Origin of the sequence: Actinomyces naeslundii (assembly GCF_001956585.1) — a bacterium.
GTDB lineage: Bacteria > Actinomycetota > Actinomycetes > Actinomycetales > Actinomycetaceae > Actinomyces > Actinomyces naeslundii.
Genome location: NZ_MSRR01000020.1, coordinates 1 through 16087, shown reverse-complemented (window position 1 = coordinate 16087; position 16087 = coordinate 1). Strand labels below are relative to the sequence as shown.

Sequence of the window (16087 nt, the reverse complement as noted above, 5' to 3'; positions counted from 1 at the left end):
CCGGTGCTACGTCAACGCGGACGTGAACGACGCCGTCGGGCAACCCGCCCCGGTCACTCGGGGACGATGCTCACCAGCTTGGGGGCGCGGACGATCACCTTGCGCACGCCGCGCCCGTCCAGGGTGCGGATGACCCCGGGGGCTGCCAGGGCCAGCTTCTCCAACTCGGTCTCGGGGATACCGGGGTCGACCTCGAGGCGGTCGCGGACCTTGCCCTTGACCTGGACGACGCAGGTGACCTTGTCGGCCGCCAGCAGCGCCTCGTCGGTCACGACCGGGAAGTTCTCGTGGGCCAGGGAGTGCTCGTGGCCCAGGCGCTTCCAGATCTCCTCGGCGAGGTGCGGGGCCACGGGCGCCGTCATGAGGACGAGGGCCTCGACGGCCTCGCGCGGGACCGCGCTCAGCCCGGTGAGGTGGTTGTTGAGGACGATGAGCTTGGCGATGGCCGTGTTCAGGCGCATGCCCTCGTAGTCCTCGCGCACGCCCACGATCGTCTTGGCCACGAGCCGGCGTGTCTCCTCGTCGGCGCTCTCGTCGACCACCGTCAGCTCGCCGGTGGTCTCGTCGACGACGTTGCGCCACAGGCGCTGCAGGAAGCGCTGGCTGCCGGCGACGGCGCGGGTGTCCCACGGGCGGTCGGCGTCCAGCGGCCCCATGCTCATCTCGTAGACGCGGAAGGTGTCGGCGCCGTAGGCCTCGTACATGTCGTCGGGGGTGACGATGTTCTTCAGGGACTTGCCCATCTTGCCGTACTCGCGGCGCACCGGCTGCCCCTGCCACAGGTAGCTGGTGGTGCCGTCCTCGGCGGTGACCTCCTCGACCTCGTCGGCGGGCACGTACTGGCCGCGGGAGTCGGTGTAGGCGTAGGCCTGGACGTAGCCCTGGTTGAAGAGGCGGTGGTAGGGCTCGGAGGAGGAGACGTGGCCCAGGTCGAAGAGGACCTTGTGCCAGAAGCGCGAGTAGAGCAGGTGCAGGACGGCGTGCTCGACGCCGCCGACGTACAGGTCAGTGCCGCCGGAGGTGTTGCCGGCCTGCGGGCGCGGCCCCATCCAGTAGGCCTCGTTGGCCGGGTCGACGAGCGCGTTGTCATCGGTGGGGTCGATGTAGCGCATCTCGTACCAGCACGAGCCGGCCCACTGCGGCATCGTGTTGGTCTCGCGGTAGTACGTCCGGGGGCCGTCTCCCAGGTCGAGCTCGACCTCGACCCACTCGGTGGCCTTTCCCAGCGGCGGCTCCGGGGAGGAGTCGGCGTCGTCGGGGTCGTAGGAGCGCGGCGAGTAGTCGGTGACCTCGGGCAACTCGACCGGCAGCATCGACTCGGGCAGGGCGTGGACGCCGCCGTCCTCGTCCCACACGATCGGGAAGGGCTCGCCCCAGTAGCGCTGGCGGGAGAAGAGCCAGTCGCGCAGGCGGTAGGTGACCGCGCCACGGCCCGCGCCCTTGGCCTCCAGCCAGCCGATCATGGTGGCCTTGGCCTCGTCCTTGCTCATGCCGTTGATGTCCAGGTCGCCCTGGGCGGAGTTCACGACGACCCCGTCACCGGTGTAGGCCTGGGAGGACAGGTCGACGCCGTGGGGGTCGTCGGCCGGGCCGATGGTCTGGGTGATGTCGAGGTCGTACTTGGTGGCGAAGGCGTAGTCGCGCTCGTCGTGGGCGGGTACGGCCATGATGGCACCGGTTCCGTAGCCCATGAGGACGTAGTCGGCCACGAAGACCGGCACCTTCGCGCCATTGACGGGGTTGATGCCGAAGAAGCCGGTGAAGACACCGGTCTTGACCCGGCCCTCGTCGGTGCGGTCCGCGTCCGACGTCGCCGCGGCCTGGGCGCGGTAGGCGGACACGGCCTCGGCGGGGGTCGCGTAGCCGCCGGTCCAGGCCTCCTTGGTGCCCTCGGGCCAGGCGGCCGGGACGTTCAGGGCCGCGGCGTCGTCGGCGATCTGGGCGTCGGTTCGCACCGAGCCGGAGGCCTGGAGGCCGCCCAGCATGGGGTGCTCGGGGGCCACGACCATGAAGGTGGCGCCGAAGAGAGTGTCGGGGCGGGTGGTGTAGACACTCAGTGACGCGTCCTGCTCAGCGCCCTGACCGGCACCGGGCACGGCGAAGGTCACCTCGGAGCCCTCGGAGCGGCCGATCCAGTTTCGCTGCATGAGCTTGACCTTCTCGGGCCAGTCCACGGTGTCCAGGTCCTCGGCGAGGCGGTCGCCGTAGGCGGTGATGCGCATCATCCACTGGCGCAGGTTGCGCTTGAAGACGGGGTAGTTGCCGCGCTCGGAGCGGCCCTCGGCGGTGACCTCCTCGTTGGCGAGGACCGTGCCCAGGCCGGGGCACCAGTTGACGGGCGCGTTGGAGACGTAGGCCAGGCGGAAGGAGTCGATGACCTCGGCCTGCTCGGCGGCGCTCAGGCCGGCCCAGTCGCGGCCGCCGGGGACGGGGACCTGGCCGGAGGCGAGCTTGTCGCGCAGCTCGGACACCGGCCGGGCCGCGCCCTTGCCGCGGCCGTCGCGGCGCGGGGCCTCGGGGTCGAACCAGGAGTTGAAGACCTGCAGGAAGATCCACTGGGTCCAGCGCACGTAGTCGACGTCGATGGTGGCCAGGGAGCGACGCGGGTCGTGGGACAGGCCCAGGCGGCGCAGCTGGCGGCGCATGTTGGCGATGTTGGCCTCGGTGGAGATGCGTGGGTGCTGGCCGGTGGTGACGGCGTACTGCTCGGCGGGAAGGCCGAAGGCGTCGTAGCCCATCGTGTACAGGACGTTCTTGCCGGTCATGCGGGTGAAGCGCGCGACGACGTCGGTGGCGATGTAGCCCAGCGGGTGACCCACGTGCAGACCCTTGCCGGAGGGGTAGGGGAACATGTCCAGCAGGAAGTACTTCTCCTTGTCCGCGCCGGGGCCGGCCAGAGCGCCGACAGGGTTGTCGGCGTTGAAGGTGCCCTCGGCCTCCCAGCGGTCCTGCCAGGCGGTCTCGATGGAGTCCGCCAGGGCCGCCGTGTAGCGGTAAGGGGTGTCGGACTCGCCCGGTGCGGTTCTCTCTGACATCGCGGCAGCGCTCTTTTCCTACTCGTGCTTCCTGGTGCTGGGGCACAGCCTATCGCCCGGCAGCAGCGGGGCCCGGCGGCGTCCGCCCCGCGGGCGGGCGAGACCGGTCACGTCGGTGAGGCCCTCTGGAGCCTGAGCAGCATCGTCCTCACTCTTCTTCCCGAGCTGCAGCCCTGAAGCGGTTGAGGGCGTCCTGCTCGCACGCCAGGCGACTCCGGTGCCGGGCGATCCGCGCCTCGACCGCCTCAAGCTCGCGGCGCAGGTTGGGGCACATGGTGATGGAGACGGCTCGATCATCACCGGCGACCTCGACGCAGTCCAGGTAACGCCGGGCGGCAGCGACGCCGAGACCGGTGGCCAGGATCGGCCGGATGCGTGCGACGGCGTCGAGATCCTTCGGGCTGTAGTCCCGGTATCCGGCGGAGGTCCGGGCGGGAACGAGCAGACCGGCCTCCTCGTAGTGCCTCAGGGAACGGGGGCTGACACCCGCCTGTCGGGCGAACTCTCCGATGCGCACAAGGAGCTCCTCTCCGGCGAACAGCTTCCACTTGACTTCCACTTGACCTTGCCACTGGCGTGAATGTCTACCGTCCAGGGGCATGGACCACGTTACAGAACACTGCTCCTCCGACGGACTCGGTGGGATCGACAGAGTCATTCTCGTCCACGGTTTCGGGGCGGGGCCTCACGACCACTGGTTTCCCTGGCTCGCGCGGAGCTTCCGCCATGTCGAGGTGCCACGGCTCCCTCATCCGGAGTCTCCGGATGCCTCGACCTGGGCGTCGACCATCGCCGAGAGGATCGGAACGTCGCCGGACGGACTGACCGGGCTCGCAATCGTGACGCACAGTCTTGGCGGCCTGACCGCGCTACGGGCGATCGAGCGAGTCATCGCGTGCGACTCACCGGCGAACGGCAATGGGCGGCATCTGGCGGCCTTCATCGCCGTCGCACCCTTCGCGCAGCAGCTCCCTCCGACGGGAGAGGCGGAGCTCGACCATTTCCTCGCCACCGGACTGGAGGGCTTCCTCGACGGCGCGAGCCCCGGTGAGCTGCGTCCACTTCTAGGGCGCACCACAGTCATTCACTCCGATAACGACCCACTTGTCCCCCGGGCGGCTTCGCGGAGATTCGCCACCGCGATCAGCGCCGACGTCGTCACCGTTCCGGGCGCGGGCCATTTCCTGGCCTCCGACGGCGTCACGTCTCTTCCGCAGGTCGTTCAGGCACTCGGCCGAGCAAGCGATAGAGGCGCGGGCGCGCCTGGAAAGTAGAAAGCCGGTGGGTGTTTCTCCCTCTTCGTCGGGCGGGGAGGTCTCAACGCGCCGGCCCTCATATCGCTCGACAGTTCTCCCTTATGACGTCTGGCCCGTTACCGCTCTTTGCTGTGACGACTGCAGAAATACCAATATCGCATGAGCAGGGCAGATGGTTCCGAAGTCTCGGCGGACCGTCGCAGCGGCTCCGGGGAACGGAGGCTCCGATAACACGGTTTTTCGTTGTTGTTGGGGCGGTTTGGGGGGGTGGTTGCGTGGTGTGGTTGGTGGGGGTGGGGCTATAGTGTACGTATGTTCGAAGGTGGGGTGTTTCCTCGTGTCCTGGCTGGTGGTGCGGTCGGGGCGCTCTGGTGCTGACGGCGATGCGGCGCCGACTTTCCTCACCGACGAGTCGGGGACTGACGCGACACTGGTGGCCGTTGCCGAGGGGCTTCGGGTCGTGGGTGTGTGGAGGAGGCTGGTAGCACTGGGTTGCTTGGTGTGGGGGCTTGCGGGTTGGGGGAGCTGGCCGCGGCCTGCCTGACCGGGTGCGCTGAGCTGTCGGCGCGTCCTGGCCGGTGGGGCCCGGGCGGTCAGGTCTCACCCGTGGCCGGGTTTGAGGAGCGCAGGTTCAACACCACCTGCCTGCTCTCGGCCCGCCTGGGGGTCTCCCGGACTCGGGCCGGCCAGATCATCGACCACGGCAACACCCTCATGAATATTGGCTTCGGCCCGGTCGAGGCTATGGAGCGTTGCGGGGTGCTGGACTCGGTGAAGGCGTCCCTGGTGACCCGCCGCCTGGAGGACGTGCCCGTCCCGGTGGCGCTGGCGGTTCAGGACCAGGTCCTGCCCCAGGCACCCCGACGAAGCGTGTCCCAGGTGGGGCGGGACATCGAGCGGGCCCTGATAGAGGTCGACCCCGACGGACACACCGAACACACCCAAGCCAATAGGCAGCGTCGGTGCGTGTCGCGCCCGAGGCCTGTGGGCGAGGGCCTGTGCCAGGTCCTTCTGCTGCTGCCGACCATGGACGCCCTGCTGCTGGACGCCACCCTGGACGCGATCGCCGCCAGCGCGCGGGCCTGCGGTGAGCAGCGCACCCCGGGCCGGATCAGGGCCGACGCCATCACCGCCATGACCCTGCAGACCCTACGCACCAGCCAAACGGCCGCCTACCAGACCTGGCTCCACCACTACAACCACCACCACCGACCCCACACCGCACTGGACGGCCAAACCCCTGCCAACCGCGTTCACAACCTCACAGGGAAGTACAACTAGTCACCCGCGGCCCCCACCCCCGCGAAAGACCCGGAGACTACGAGACCACCCCCCACCCAAAAACCACCCACACCCTCAAACCAGCACCCCCCACCAACCCCACCCCACCCTTCTGACGAGGACGAAGCCGGCAGCCTCGGGTGCTACGCGAGCGCAGCGCTGTCCAGCCTTGCGGGAACGAACTCGCCCCAGTCGTCCTCGACAAGGCCGCTCCGCAGGCGCTCCATGGCGGCGTCGAGCTCGGGCCCCTCGGGGTGGCGGGCCGAGGAGAAGGACAGGTCCTCCTCGGAGCGGATCGGCAGCACATGAAGGTGCAGGTGGTCGACCCCGTAGCCGGCCACGACGATCCCGGCCCTGGGCGCCTCGAAGACGCGCACCTGCGCGGCACCGATGCGCTTGGCGACCACTGCCAGGTGCGCCACCACGTCGTCAGGCGCGTCCACGTAGGAGTCGACCTCGACCCGCGGAACCACCAGGACGTGCCCGTCGGTATGCGGCTCAATGGTGGCGAAGGCGACACAGACCTCGTCCGCCCACACGAAACGGCCGGGGATCTCGCCCTCGATGATCTTGGTGAAAATCGTGCTCATGACCCCATTGTCCCCCAGCCGTGCCCGGATCCGCCCAGATCCATAGAGGCGGCGTCCCTGTTCAGGCCAGCAGCCACAGGGAGCCGTCGGGGATGATGGCCTCCGGGGCGATCTCGGGCACTGCGCCGCGCGGAGCCTCCGTGTCCAGCAGGACGATGACGGTCGCCCGTCGGCGCTTACCGCCCTCCGTGGCCGCTGCCACGGTGCCCCGGTCACGAATCCGCACCCGGCTGTCCAGCCCGATCCCGGCCCGCCCCAGACGGCGCAACGTCTCGGAGTCGTCCTGGATCCGCCCAACGACGCCGTCGGAACCCACCGGCCTCGTCTCCAGACGCACCAGGTCGGGCACGACGAGCCGGCCGTCCGCCGTAGGGATCGGGTCCCCGTGAGGGTCTCGGGTGGGGTGTCCCAGGACCGCATCGAGCCGCTCCAGCAGCCGCTCGGAGACAGCGTGCTCGAGCTCCTCGGCCTCGGCATGCACCTCGTCCCAGCCGAAGCCGAGCTGAGTGACGAGATAGGTCTCCAGGATGCGGTGGCGGCGGATCATGCCCATGGCCCGACGCCGTCCCTCCTCGGACAGGGTGACGGCCTTGTAGGGCTCGTGGACGAGCAGCCCCTCCTCCACCAGGCGAGCCACGTTCTCCGAGGCGGTCGACGGCGCCACCTCCATACGCTTGGCCAGGCCGGTGATGGAGGCGCCCGCTCCGCCCCACTCGCAGGCGGCCCACACGACCTTGAGGTAGTCCTGCGTGACAGTCGAGTCCCCCGCCACCGAGGGCCTCCAGGCGGGCCTGACTGCGGCCGCCCTGCTCGAAGACGGAGTCACCCGAAGAACCTCGCCAGCTGGCTGCCGAAGGCGATGATGATGGTGAGGACCACCGCCAGGTACATCGCCGCCATGACCCACCAGCGGGCCTTGAGCAGGTCGAGCGCCTGGTTGTCGCGCAGCCCCAGGTGCCCGCCGGCCGCGGCCCAGGCCCAGGAGTGAGCAGCCACCGGGATGGTGACGGACCAGATGACCATGCAGAACGGACAGAGCTTGCCGAAGGTCATGATGGAGACGGACAGGAACCAGATGACGAAGGCGATTCCCCCCAGGCTGCCGGCGCTCAGCCCCCACCACATCCACCGCGGCAGGCGCACGCCGCTGAGCAGAACCGCGCCGATCGCGGTCAGGGCGCCGAAGGCGATGGCCCCGATGAAGGAGTTCGGCACACCGAGCAGGTTCCCCTGCCACACGTTGAGGGAGTCCCCGCAGGAGACCAGGGGACTGACGTCGCAGATGAGCTCCGCGTCCGGGTTGCGCAGCAGGTCGAGCTGAGAGCTGATGAGCTCCCAGCAGGCGATGATCCCGATGAGCCCGCACACGAGGAGCAGCCAGCCGAAGCCTCGCTCGGCCCCGGAACGGCGCAGCCAGGCGGGACGATCGGCTGAGTCGTCATCGGCGTCGCGGCGGGCACGCCGGTCGAGCTCCTGGCCGGGGGCTGAGCCCAGGTAGGTCTCGAGCTCCTCCTCGCTCATCTCGTCGATCTCGGCATCTGTGGGCATGCGCGACATCGTCAGTCTCCTCACCGGTGGTGCGTCATCAGTTCTTCTGGGCGTCGTGCGGCTATCTAGAGTGAGAGCGTATGCCACAACGGCCCTCCTGCGCCCTCACCGTCCGAAAAATCGACTCGTCCTAGGGTGCGGCGCCCGCCTCGGGCTGGGAGGGCGACTGCGTGGCGGCCCCGGTCTGCGTCTGCTCCGTGGTGGCCGAGGCCGACGGACTCGGGGTCGAGGCCATCGTGGCCGTCTTCTGCCCAGAGGCGATACCCGGAACGGACCGCCAGGCCCCCACTGTCACCGAGGCGTCGGGGTGAAGGATGACTGCTCGCCAGGCCACGAGCGCGCCCGTGGAGTCGAAGGACATGACGTGGAGGAAGGCGTCCTCCGTAACCGAGCCGAGCGACGTGCCACCCTTACCGGCACCGGAGATGACCCCGGAGACGGGCCTGCCGGTCCGGGGGCTGATCGCAGTGGTCATCCCCCGCTCGGCGTGGACGTGACCGGCCAGGAGCAGCGGCGCGCAGCCCTCCTTCATGAGCAGGTCGAAGGTGGCCGGCTGGTGGATGAGAACGACGTCGACCGGAGTGCGCCCGCAGCTGACCTTGGCCAGGCGGGTGGCGATCTGCTCGGTGGTCTCGCCGCCACGCGGTTTGGTGCCCGCCGTTGTCGTGCGCTCGGCGTCGTCGTCCCCCAGGACGGTGATCCCGGCGACCGTCTGGACCGAGCCGTCGGTCACGGTCCATCCCTGGGAGCGCAGACGGGCGGCCGTGGCGTCGGAGTCGTGGTTGCCGATCGTGGCGACCTTGTCCGTCGAGCTCGGCACTGCCTGGGTCAGCGCGTCGACGCACACCCGCTCCGGGCCGGAGCCGGTCATGGTCAGGTCGCCGTCATCCATGTGCACATCGGCGCCGGAGAGCTGGTCGAGGACCCCGGAGAAGGCGATGACGTCGAGGTTGCAGTGCAGGTCCGTGGTGAGGACGGCCGTCTTGCGGCCGCGCTCGGGGACCGAGCGGGCTCCCGTCACCGGAGGGGCCGTGGCTGTGGGGGTCGAGGATGCCGACGGCGCCGCGGAGGCTGACGGGCCCTGCGAGGGCCGTGGGGCCTCAGTCGGCGTTGGCTCGGCGCCGGCCTTCACCACGGTCTTCGCCGAGGTCGTCTTGAGCCGTGCCTGCAGCTCCTCGGTGTTCACCTTTCCGTCAGCGGCGGTGACGTCCACCAGGCCCTCGGTCTGCTCAGCAGCCCTCCAGGCGGCGCGTAGATTGGTGTCGGCCTTGGCATAGAAGTCCTTGTTGCTCTCCACGAAGGAGCGAGCCTTGGGCCCGTAGGCGGTGACGACATCGGCGATCCGACCCGAGAAGCGGGCCCGGGCCAATGGGGTGCCCTCCAGCGCGGACAGGGTGGAACCGTGTGGGTTGACGGTACGCATCGCCGGGACCAGCAGGGATGCCGCGGTGGCCACAGCCGCCGAGACCGCCACGGTCGTCGCCCAGCGGTGCGAGGCACCGGCGCGGACGGTCTCGCGCCACGGCTTCGTCGGTGCCAGGCGCCAGGCGGCCACGCAGCACAGGAAGATCGTCTCGACGACCCCGGCCCGGCGCAGGGCGTCCCCGGCCAGACCGTAGAGGCCCTGCCTGATCGTCAGGTCGGGATGGGAGACGAGCGAGAGGTAAGAGGCTGCGTCGGAGGACAGCGACTGCCCCACGCTGGCGGCACTGGCGGCATCGGGAGCGGGGTCACCGGGAATCTCGCCAAGGACCACCTTGACGCCGAGGATGCCTGCGGGCGACTCCATCGAGGCGGTCCCCAGCGGCCCGAGGTCCAGCGTGACGGTGGAGTCCAGGGTCGTCGACCAGGTCGCCTCGTGCGGGCCCACCGGCGCCGAGGCCGTCGCCGTGGACAGGCCCAGAAGGAGGGAGACCGTGCTGGAGGCCAGGATCATCGCCGCCGTGGCAACGACTGTTCGGGTTCTCCGGCGACGCCGTCGCCACCAGGTGCGCAGCGACAGCAGCACCGTGAGCATCAGGGCACCGCAACGTCGGGCAGCCGTCAGCAGACCCGCCCGTAGGTCGGCGGAGCGCCCCGCATTACCCGTACCGGGACCAGCACCGATGTCGGCGTCCGTGTCGGAGCCGGAGTCCATGCCTGTCCGCACCACGACCCGCCTCAGAGACGAGCACCCAGCGAGACCCGGGTGGCGTGGCCCTCTCCGCTGTGCTGCTGGGAGGCGATGAGGCTGGCCAGGGAGGTGACGTAGGTGACGGTGTCCTGCCATCCGCCCACGGCCTGGCAGGGAACGCCCAAGGCCTTGACCGGGTAGTCGTTGCCCTCGGGGTCCAGGCGGTCACCGATGAAGAGCATCTCCTCCAGCGCGATCCCGGTGACCTCGGCCAATCGGGTCATGCCGTATGCCTTGTCCACCCCCTTGAGGGTGATGTCGACGCTCGTGGACCCGCCGGAGCGGACCTCCAGCTCTGGCAGGAGAGGGGCGACGGCGTCGCGCAGGGCGGCCTTCTTCTCCCCCGTGGGGTCCCAGGCGCGCTTGGCCTCCAGGGGAGCCTCCTGCCCCAGGGCGGAGAAGGTGATCTGGCTGCCGCGGTCCTCCAGGATCTCCCCCCAGGTCCGTTCCTCCCACAGGCCGAGCCTGCGTGCCTGGGCCTCGACGATCTCGAAGCCGGTGCGGATCTGCTCGGGGGTGAGGTCATTGGCGTAGACCAGCTTCCAGGCATCAGTTCCCCGGCCGGCCTGGGAGGGGTCGTAGGTGTAGTACCGAGTCCCGCACGTGGGCATGAGGTGAAGCCGGGAGAGCTCGTCGGCGTCGGCGTCGAGGTGGGCCAGGACCTGGTCGCGGAACTGCCCCACCTGCCCACCGGAGATGATGCAGACGGGGACGACGTCGAGCAGCCGTCTCAGCGCGGTGGCCATGGCAGGAGGCATGGCCGACTTCGAGGGTGCCAGCGTGTCGTCAAGGTCGAAGGCCACCAGCCGGGGCAGCACCTCGGGGCTCACATCAGTCTGAGTCATAGGCGTATTGTGTCCTACCCGTCTGGAAACCGGCCGAACCGGGCCTCATGCGAGTGGTGGAGTCAGTCTCTCTTCGCAGCGGATCCCATTAGAGGATTTCAGCCGGCTCGAGCCGGTCAGTCGACCTGCTCAGGGTTGAGCATGTGCTCGCGGGCGCGCGCCGAGGCCTCCGCCCGGGCGTCACGGTCCTCTCGGCGTCCACGGGAGATGAGCGCGGTGATGGACACGGCCAGGCCTCCCCAGATAATGACGACGGCGGCGAGCATGATGAGTACGGCGATTCCGGTCATGTCAGTCCTCCTCGGAAGCGGCCTCGAGCCTGAGGGGCTCGAACTCATCCACCGGGGTCTTCCAGGAGATGAGGGTCATGACGGCGGTGCACAGGGCAACCACCAGGAGCATCCCCCAGCCGAAGACCGCGATGAAGCCGCTGGAATAGGTGTCGTATCCCTCAGACAAGTAGGTCCACAGGGTCTGGAAGAACATGTAGCCCAGCAGGACCGGAACGATCCCACCGACCAGCGCCCGCCACCACAGGCCGATCATTCGCGACTCGGAGACGGCGTTGAGGTGGTCCTGAAGCAGCCTGCTGCGCCGCAGGACCCAGGCCACCACCACACACATGATGATGGCCGAGGCGACCACGCCGATGTTGTTGATGAAGGCGTCGACGACGTCGAGGTCCGGCAGACCCGACCTGGTGGCGAACAGGGCGAAGGACAGGACCGCAGCCGGGACGCCGACGACGAGGGAGGCCTTCTTCGGCGCCAGGTCGAGCTTCTCCCCCACACCGGCGGCCACCACCTGGATGATGGAGATGAAGGAGGTCAGTCCCGCCATGGCGAAGGAGGCGAAGAAGAGCACTCCGAACAGCGCACCCCCGGGCATCTGGGCAATAACCGTGGGAAAGGTGATGAAGGACAGGGAGACACCTGTGATCCCCTCCAGGTCGCTCACGCTGCCGCCCTGGTTGTGAGCCATGAAGCCGAGGGTGGCGAAGACACCGATACCGGCGAACAGCTCGAAGGAGGAGTTGGCGAAGCCCGCCACGAGGCCGGTCCCCACCAGGTTGGAGCGACGACGCTGGAGGTAGGAGGCGTAGGTGAGCATGATGCCGAAGCCCACCGACAGGGAGAAGAAGATCTGCCCGAAGGCCGCCATCCACACCTTGTAGTCCAGCAGGGCGGACCACTTGGGGGTGAACAGGGCGTTAAGCCCCTCCCCCGCCCCCGGGAGCAGGAGGGCGCGCACCACGAGGGCGGCGAACATGAGGACGAGCAGCGGCAGGAAGATCTTGTTGGCCTTCTCCACACCGTCGCTCACGCCCAGAGCGGTGACCACCAGGCCGAAGGCCCATACGAGCAGCAGGGGGACGGCCACCCCCATCACGACAGCCGGCGAGTACCCGACCTCGGAGCCGAGCCGGTCCACCCCGATGTAGTGCTGGAAGAAGGCCCCTGCATCGTCGCCCCAGGCGATACTGAAGGAGAAGAACATGTACCGCAGGGACCAGGCCACAACTACTGCGTAATAGGTCATGATGACGAAGCAGATGAAGACCTGGAACCAGCCCAGCCATTCCAGCTTGGTGGACATGCGCCGGAAGACCGCCGGCGGCGAGCCACGGAAGCGGTGTCCCAGGGCGTAGTCGAGGAAGAGGATCGGCAGCCCCGCCGCCAGCAGCGCGATGACGTAGGGGACGACGAAGGCGCCGCCGCCGTTGCTGTACGCCACACCCGGGAAGCGCCAGATGTTACCCAGCCCGATCGCCGAGCCGATGGCCGCCATGAGGAAGCCGAGCTGACCGCTCCACTGCTCGCGCGGAGGCGCCTGAAGAGACTCGCTCTCCCCTGTCTTGGAGGTCATGAGCAACCTTCCGTGATGTCACAAACGAAGGCGACCGGATGGTCGCCTTTTCCTGCGGATTGGTCGCAGGCCCTTTTGTCGCTGGACGCTAATCCTCACGACCACGATGCGTCGCCCGACGTCCACGATACGGACAGCCGGAACAGGCCGCCACCTGTCCTTTATCACGCGACCTGTGACACACTGAACGTCACTCCGCTCCGCACTACTTCCCGAGAGGTACCCCCATGGCCACACCGCACATCGCTGCCGAGCCAGGCGACTTCGCTCCTGCAGTCCTGATGCCCGGCGACCCCAGAAGGGCCCAGCGCATCGCTGAGACCCTCATGAACGACGCCCGCCTGGTCACCGACGTGAGGGGGATGCTGGGCTTCACCGGGACCGCCAACGGCAGGCCACTGAGCGTCATGGGGTCAGGCATGGGCCAGCCCTCCTTCACGATCTACGCCACCGAGCTGTTCAGCCAGTTCGGGGTGGAGCGGATCATCCGCGTGGGCACTGCCGGCGGCCTCTCTCCCAGAGTGAAGATCGGCGACGTCATCGTGGCCACCGGTGCCCACACGGACTCCGCCATGAACCAGCTGCGCATCCCGGGCGTCAACTTCTCCGCGGTCGCCGACTTCCAGCTCGCCCGAGCCGCCTACGAGGCCTCCCTGACCGAGCAGACAGAGGGTGACGGAAAGGTCCACCTGGGCACGGTCTTCTCGCGCGACCACTTCTACTTCACTCCCGAGGGGCAGAACGAGGCCCTGGCCGGCTACGGGGTGCTGGGGGTGGAGATGGAGGCGGCCGCCCTCTACGGCGTCGCCGCCGAGTACGGCAAGCAGGCACTGGCGGTCTTGACCGTCTCCGACCACCTGCTGGACCACTCCGGCGACATGAGTGCCGCCGAGCGCGAGACGCGTTTCGCCGACTCCCTGCGCCTGGCCGTGGCGGCCGCCCACAGCTGATCCACACGCGGACCACTGGAGCACTCCGACCTCTGAACGGCCCAGGGAGCGCAGATGTCCTTCCTCGGGACACGGGTCGCGCCACCACGCCTCCCCCATGAATGGAGCCCTTCCACGCATCGGTGAATTCCTGACCACCCCCGTTCAGGAGTGCCTTACCTGCGAGGAATAACGAAAATCAACGGCACACAACCCCATATTTTCTCAAGCCCCCATCACTGACGGAAGCGACCCGACGAGAACCGTCAAAACGTTGGAATTCCAACGTTCGTAAACGCGAAGCCATACAGGCCAGGCTGTCCTTCGTTGCCGGAGCGCGGGTGCGGATTTACGTTATTCATGTCCGCAGCGCACACCCGCTCGAAAGGAAAAGCATCATGTCCGTCACCAAGATCACCTCCTGCACCACCACCTCCTGCGCCTTCAACAACGGAGGCTGCACCGCCTTCGCCATCACCGTCGGCGGCGACAACGGCGCACCGGCCTGCGACACCTTCATCAGCCTCGATGCCCGTGGCGGCCTGCCCGTGGCCGAGGGTCAGGTGGGTGCCTGCCAGCGCCTCGAGTGCGTCCACAACAAGGACCTCATGTGCACGGCCGAGGCCGTGACCGTCGGCGGCGACACCGCCTCCTGCAAGACCTACGAGGTTCGCTGACCGGAAGGCTCTCCAGCTCGAGCGGCTGGGGGCCAAACGGGGGATACCACCGCATGGTGGTATCCCCCGTTCCGGTCTCTGCGACCGGAACGTTCAGAACCGCAACCGAGGCAGGCCGCTCAAGGACGGGCCAGGCGCTGCGGGAGGGCCTGGGAGGCGAGCCGCTCGAGAACCGGCCCGACCTCTACGGCGCCGGTCAGGGCCTGCGGGAAGGAGACCACCAAAGTGGTGACCTCTTCCCCGGTGATGGACATGAGGGTGACCCCGTGGGCGTCGACATCGACGCACAGGGTCCGGTCCCACAACGTCGGGCACACGCCGACGGCGGGACGGGAGGAGCAGATCCAGCCGAGCATCTGCCCCTCTCGCACGGCCTCACAGACAGCGCGCAGCCCCAGCTGGCCGACGGCACTGACGGCCTCATGGGCGTCCATGACCTCCTGGGGGCTCCAGGAGAGGGAGGGTGAGGCATCGGCATCAGCCGAGGCGATGTCGAGGATCTCCTCGATGTCGTGGCTGGAGACCCCGGATACGCAGTGAAGCATGACGCGTTCGCAGGTGATGACACCCAGACGTCCACCGGGACCCGAGGCGATCTCTCGGACGCGCTCGAGCGGGTCCTCACCGACGATGGCGCAGTGGCAGGCCGGAGTCCGCGAGGAGGCCAGAACGAGGGCGCGGTCCTCACCGTTGACCCAGGTCAGGTTGCCGAGCAGGTGAGCCGTGGCGGCCGTGATACGAACACCGGGCTCGGCAGCGTCGAGAGTGACGTCGAGCCGGACATCGACGGCGACGTCATCGGGAGCGATGGACAGCGGAGTACCTTCCGGCGGGCAGGCAGCCACAAGAAGCTGACCATCGGCCCGCATGGCGTGAGCGACGAAGGCGGCAGGAGCGGAGGGGTCAATGCGATAGGCCGTCACCGCGGCGCTTCCACTTCCAGCCAGGAGACGCCTGGCCGTGCGCCGGGCGCGCTGCATGATGTCGGGGACCTGAACGGACGTCACACGCTTACCTTCCTACCGTGTTGCCGCACGTGGGAGCGGGGTGCTCCCGGCAACATCTGAAGGTGAGGCTACCCTCAGAGCGCCCGAGGGGCCAGTTCCTTGCTGAAGCCCACGCGTGGAGCGTGTCTCAGCGAGCCAGCCCCGGGAAGAGGTGCTGGATCCCGACGACGATCATCTGTACCGCGATCGAGGCCAGGATCATGCCCATGAGGCGGGTCATGATGGTACGCATCGTCATGGACAGACGCGCACCGATGCTGGCCGAGAAGTAGAGAACGATCCCGAGCGTCACGAGAACGACTGCCAGCGCAGCCGCAACGGCCGCATGCCCACCCAGCCCCCGAGCCTGGGACTGGATGACGATGATGGTCGCGATCGTTCCCGGCCCCACGAGGATGGGAAAGGTCATGGGGTAGAAGGCGACGTCGTTCCCGCTACCAGCAACGGCGTCGTGCTGCTCCTTCTCCTGCGCGCTTCCCTCGTGGGCACTGGATCCACTGCCGTTGAGCATGGACAGCGAGATGATGAGCAGGACGATTCCACCTGCGATCCGGAAGTCGTCGACGCCGATGCCGAAGAACCTCAGGATTGTCGCGCCGAGGAGCAGGACGACGGCACACATGACGGCGGAGGAGATCGTTGTACGAACCGCTGTACGCCGCTGGGTCGCGGCATCCTGGTCCTGGGTGAGACTCAGGAACAGGGGCAGGTTGACGAAGGGGTTCATGATCGCGAAGAAGGCTCCCAGGGCCTTGACCAGCACAGCGATAGCCATATCCGCATTGTGCCGCACATGCCTGCGGCGAGCAGGGAAACAAAACGGCCCTCGCCTGACGGCAGGGCCTGCTGATGAAGAACTGTGGAGCTAGGGGGATTCGAA

General features: G+C 68.3%; 14 protein-coding genes and 2 pseudogenes. 5 read left to right on the top strand and 11 right to left on the bottom strand.

Translation table 11 applies throughout. The annotated features are described in order from the left end of the window. Positions 1 to 53: 53 nt before the first annotated feature. Both BKH33_RS09940 and BKH33_RS09935 read right to left on the bottom strand, forming a co-directional pair. On the bottom strand, positions 54 to 3035 hold the full coding sequence (locus tag BKH33_RS09940) for a leucine--tRNA ligase (protein ID WP_003781274.1): 2982 nt from the start codon (positions 3033 to 3035) through the stop codon (positions 54 to 56). A 148-nt stretch (positions 3036 to 3183) separates the two neighbouring features. Next, complete coding sequence (locus tag BKH33_RS09935) at positions 3184 to 3594, bottom strand: MerR family transcriptional regulator (protein ID WP_232621450.1); 411 nt, start codon at positions 3592 to 3594, stop codon at positions 3184 to 3186. Positions 3595 to 3634: 40 nt separating this feature from the next. On the opposite strand from BKH33_RS09935, the gene BKH33_RS09930 reads away from it, so the two are divergent. The 3 genes and pseudogenes from BKH33_RS09930 to BKH33_RS14160 all read left to right on the top strand — a co-directional run. After that, entirely contained in the window at positions 3635 to 4309 is a 675-nt protein-coding gene (locus BKH33_RS09930) for an RBBP9/YdeN family alpha/beta hydrolase (protein WP_043538920.1), read from the top strand. A gap of 450 nt (positions 4310 to 4759) precedes the next feature. Further along, positions 4760 to 5380 (top strand): annotated as a pseudogene (locus BKH33_RS13700) (DUF222 domain-containing protein); the annotation flags it as partial. An 84-nt stretch (positions 5381 to 5464) separates the two neighbouring features. Beyond that, positions 5465 to 5572 (top strand): annotated as a pseudogene (locus BKH33_RS14160) (IS481 family transposase); the annotation flags it as partial. 143 nt (positions 5573 to 5715) lie between these two features. Here BKH33_RS14160 and BKH33_RS09920 read toward each other — a convergent pair. From BKH33_RS09920 to BKH33_RS09890, 7 genes are all read right to left on the bottom strand, one after another. Next, a complete protein-coding gene (locus BKH33_RS09920; RefSeq protein WP_003781255.1) occupies positions 5716 to 6162 on the bottom strand; it encodes an HIT family protein in 447 nt (148 codons plus the stop codon). Between the two features lie 61 nt (positions 6163 to 6223). Further along, the gene (locus BKH33_RS09915; protein ID WP_003781239.1) at positions 6224 to 6934 is read right to left on the bottom strand and encodes a metal-dependent transcriptional regulator; all 711 of its coding nucleotides are present in this window, start codon (positions 6932 to 6934) and stop codon (positions 6224 to 6226) included. Between the two features lie 50 nt (positions 6935 to 6984). Further along, on the bottom strand, positions 6985 to 7719 hold the full coding sequence (locus BKH33_RS09910) for a vitamin K epoxide reductase family protein (RefSeq protein ID WP_003781270.1): 735 nt from the start codon (positions 7717 to 7719) through the stop codon (positions 6985 to 6987). Between the two features lie 121 nt (positions 7720 to 7840). Beyond that, on the bottom strand, positions 7841 to 9862 hold the full coding sequence (locus BKH33_RS09905) for a metallophosphoesterase family protein (RefSeq protein WP_003781248.1): 2022 nt from the start codon (positions 9860 to 9862) through the stop codon (positions 7841 to 7843). Between the two features lie 8 nt (positions 9863 to 9870). Then, entirely contained in the window at positions 9871 to 10728 is an 858-nt protein-coding gene (locus tag BKH33_RS09900) for an HAD hydrolase family protein (protein WP_003781264.1), read from the bottom strand. Between the two features lie 116 nt (positions 10729 to 10844). Beyond that, entirely contained in the window at positions 10845 to 11018 is a 174-nt protein-coding gene (locus tag BKH33_RS09895) for a methionine/alanine import family NSS transporter small subunit (RefSeq protein WP_003781246.1), read from the bottom strand. Between the two features lies 1 nt (position 11019). Beyond that, the gene (locus BKH33_RS09890; RefSeq protein WP_003781237.1) at positions 11020 to 12594 is read right to left on the bottom strand and encodes a sodium-dependent transporter; all 1575 of its coding nucleotides are present in this window, start codon (positions 12592 to 12594) and stop codon (positions 11020 to 11022) included. Between the two features lie 227 nt (positions 12595 to 12821). On the opposite strand from BKH33_RS09890, the gene deoD reads away from it, so the two are divergent. After that, a complete protein-coding gene (deoD, locus tag BKH33_RS09885) occupies positions 12822 to 13544 on the top strand; it encodes a purine-nucleoside phosphorylase (protein ID WP_043538922.1) in 723 nt (240 codons plus the stop codon). Positions 13545 to 13921: 377 nt separating this feature from the next. Further along, positions 13922 to 14200, top strand: a complete 279-nt coding sequence (locus BKH33_RS09880; protein ID WP_003781261.1) for a DUF1540 domain-containing protein — start codon at positions 13922 to 13924, stop codon at positions 14198 to 14200. A 119-nt stretch (positions 14201 to 14319) separates the two neighbouring features. On the opposite strand, the gene BKH33_RS09875 is transcribed toward BKH33_RS09880, so the two are convergent. Further along, positions 14320 to 15207 (bottom strand): hypothetical protein, encoded by an 888-nt coding sequence (locus BKH33_RS09875; protein ID WP_003781266.1) that lies wholly within the window; start codon positions 15205 to 15207, stop codon positions 14320 to 14322. A 127-nt stretch (positions 15208 to 15334) separates the two neighbouring features. Beyond that, positions 15335 to 15982 carry a MarC family protein gene (locus BKH33_RS09870; protein ID WP_003781249.1) on the bottom strand — a complete coding sequence of 216 codons (648 nt, stop codon included), beginning with the start codon at positions 15980 to 15982 and terminating at the stop codon, positions 15335 to 15337. Positions 15983 to 16087: the final 105 nt, after the last annotated feature.

Excerpts from the sequence above, each read along its gene's own strand:
- BKH33_RS09870 (WP_003781249.1), bottom strand. The coding sequence starts at position 15,982 with ATGGCTATCGCTGTGCTGGTCAAGGCCCTGGGAGCCTTCTTCGCGATC.
- BKH33_RS09910 (WP_003781270.1), bottom strand. The coding sequence starts at position 7,719 with ATGTCGCGCATGCCCACAGATGCCGAGATCGACGAGATGAGCGAGGAG.
- BKH33_RS09940 (WP_003781274.1), bottom strand. The coding sequence starts at position 3,035 with ATGTCAGAGAGAACCGCACCGGGCGAGTCCGACACCCCTTACCGCTAC.
- BKH33_RS09920 (WP_003781255.1), bottom strand. The coding sequence starts at position 6,162 with ATGAGCACGATTTTCACCAAGATCATCGAGGGCGAGATCCCCGGCCGT.
- BKH33_RS09930 (WP_043538920.1), top strand. The coding sequence starts at position 3,635 with ATGGACCACGTTACAGAACACTGCTCCTCCGACGGACTCGGTGGGATC.
- BKH33_RS09890 (WP_003781237.1), bottom strand. The coding sequence starts at position 12,594 with ATGACCTCCAAGACAGGGGAGAGCGAGTCTCTTCAGGCGCCTCCGCGC.
- BKH33_RS09900 (WP_003781264.1), bottom strand. The coding sequence starts at position 10,728 with ATGACTCAGACTGATGTGAGCCCCGAGGTGCTGCCCCGGCTGGTGGCC.
- deoD (WP_043538922.1), top strand. The coding sequence starts at position 12,822 with ATGGCCACACCGCACATCGCTGCCGAGCCAGGCGACTTCGCTCCTGCA.
- BKH33_RS09880 (WP_003781261.1), top strand. The coding sequence starts at position 13,922 with ATGTCCGTCACCAAGATCACCTCCTGCACCACCACCTCCTGCGCCTTC.
- BKH33_RS09895 (WP_003781246.1), bottom strand. The coding sequence starts at position 11,018 with ATGACCGGAATCGCCGTACTCATCATGCTCGCCGCCGTCGTCATTATC.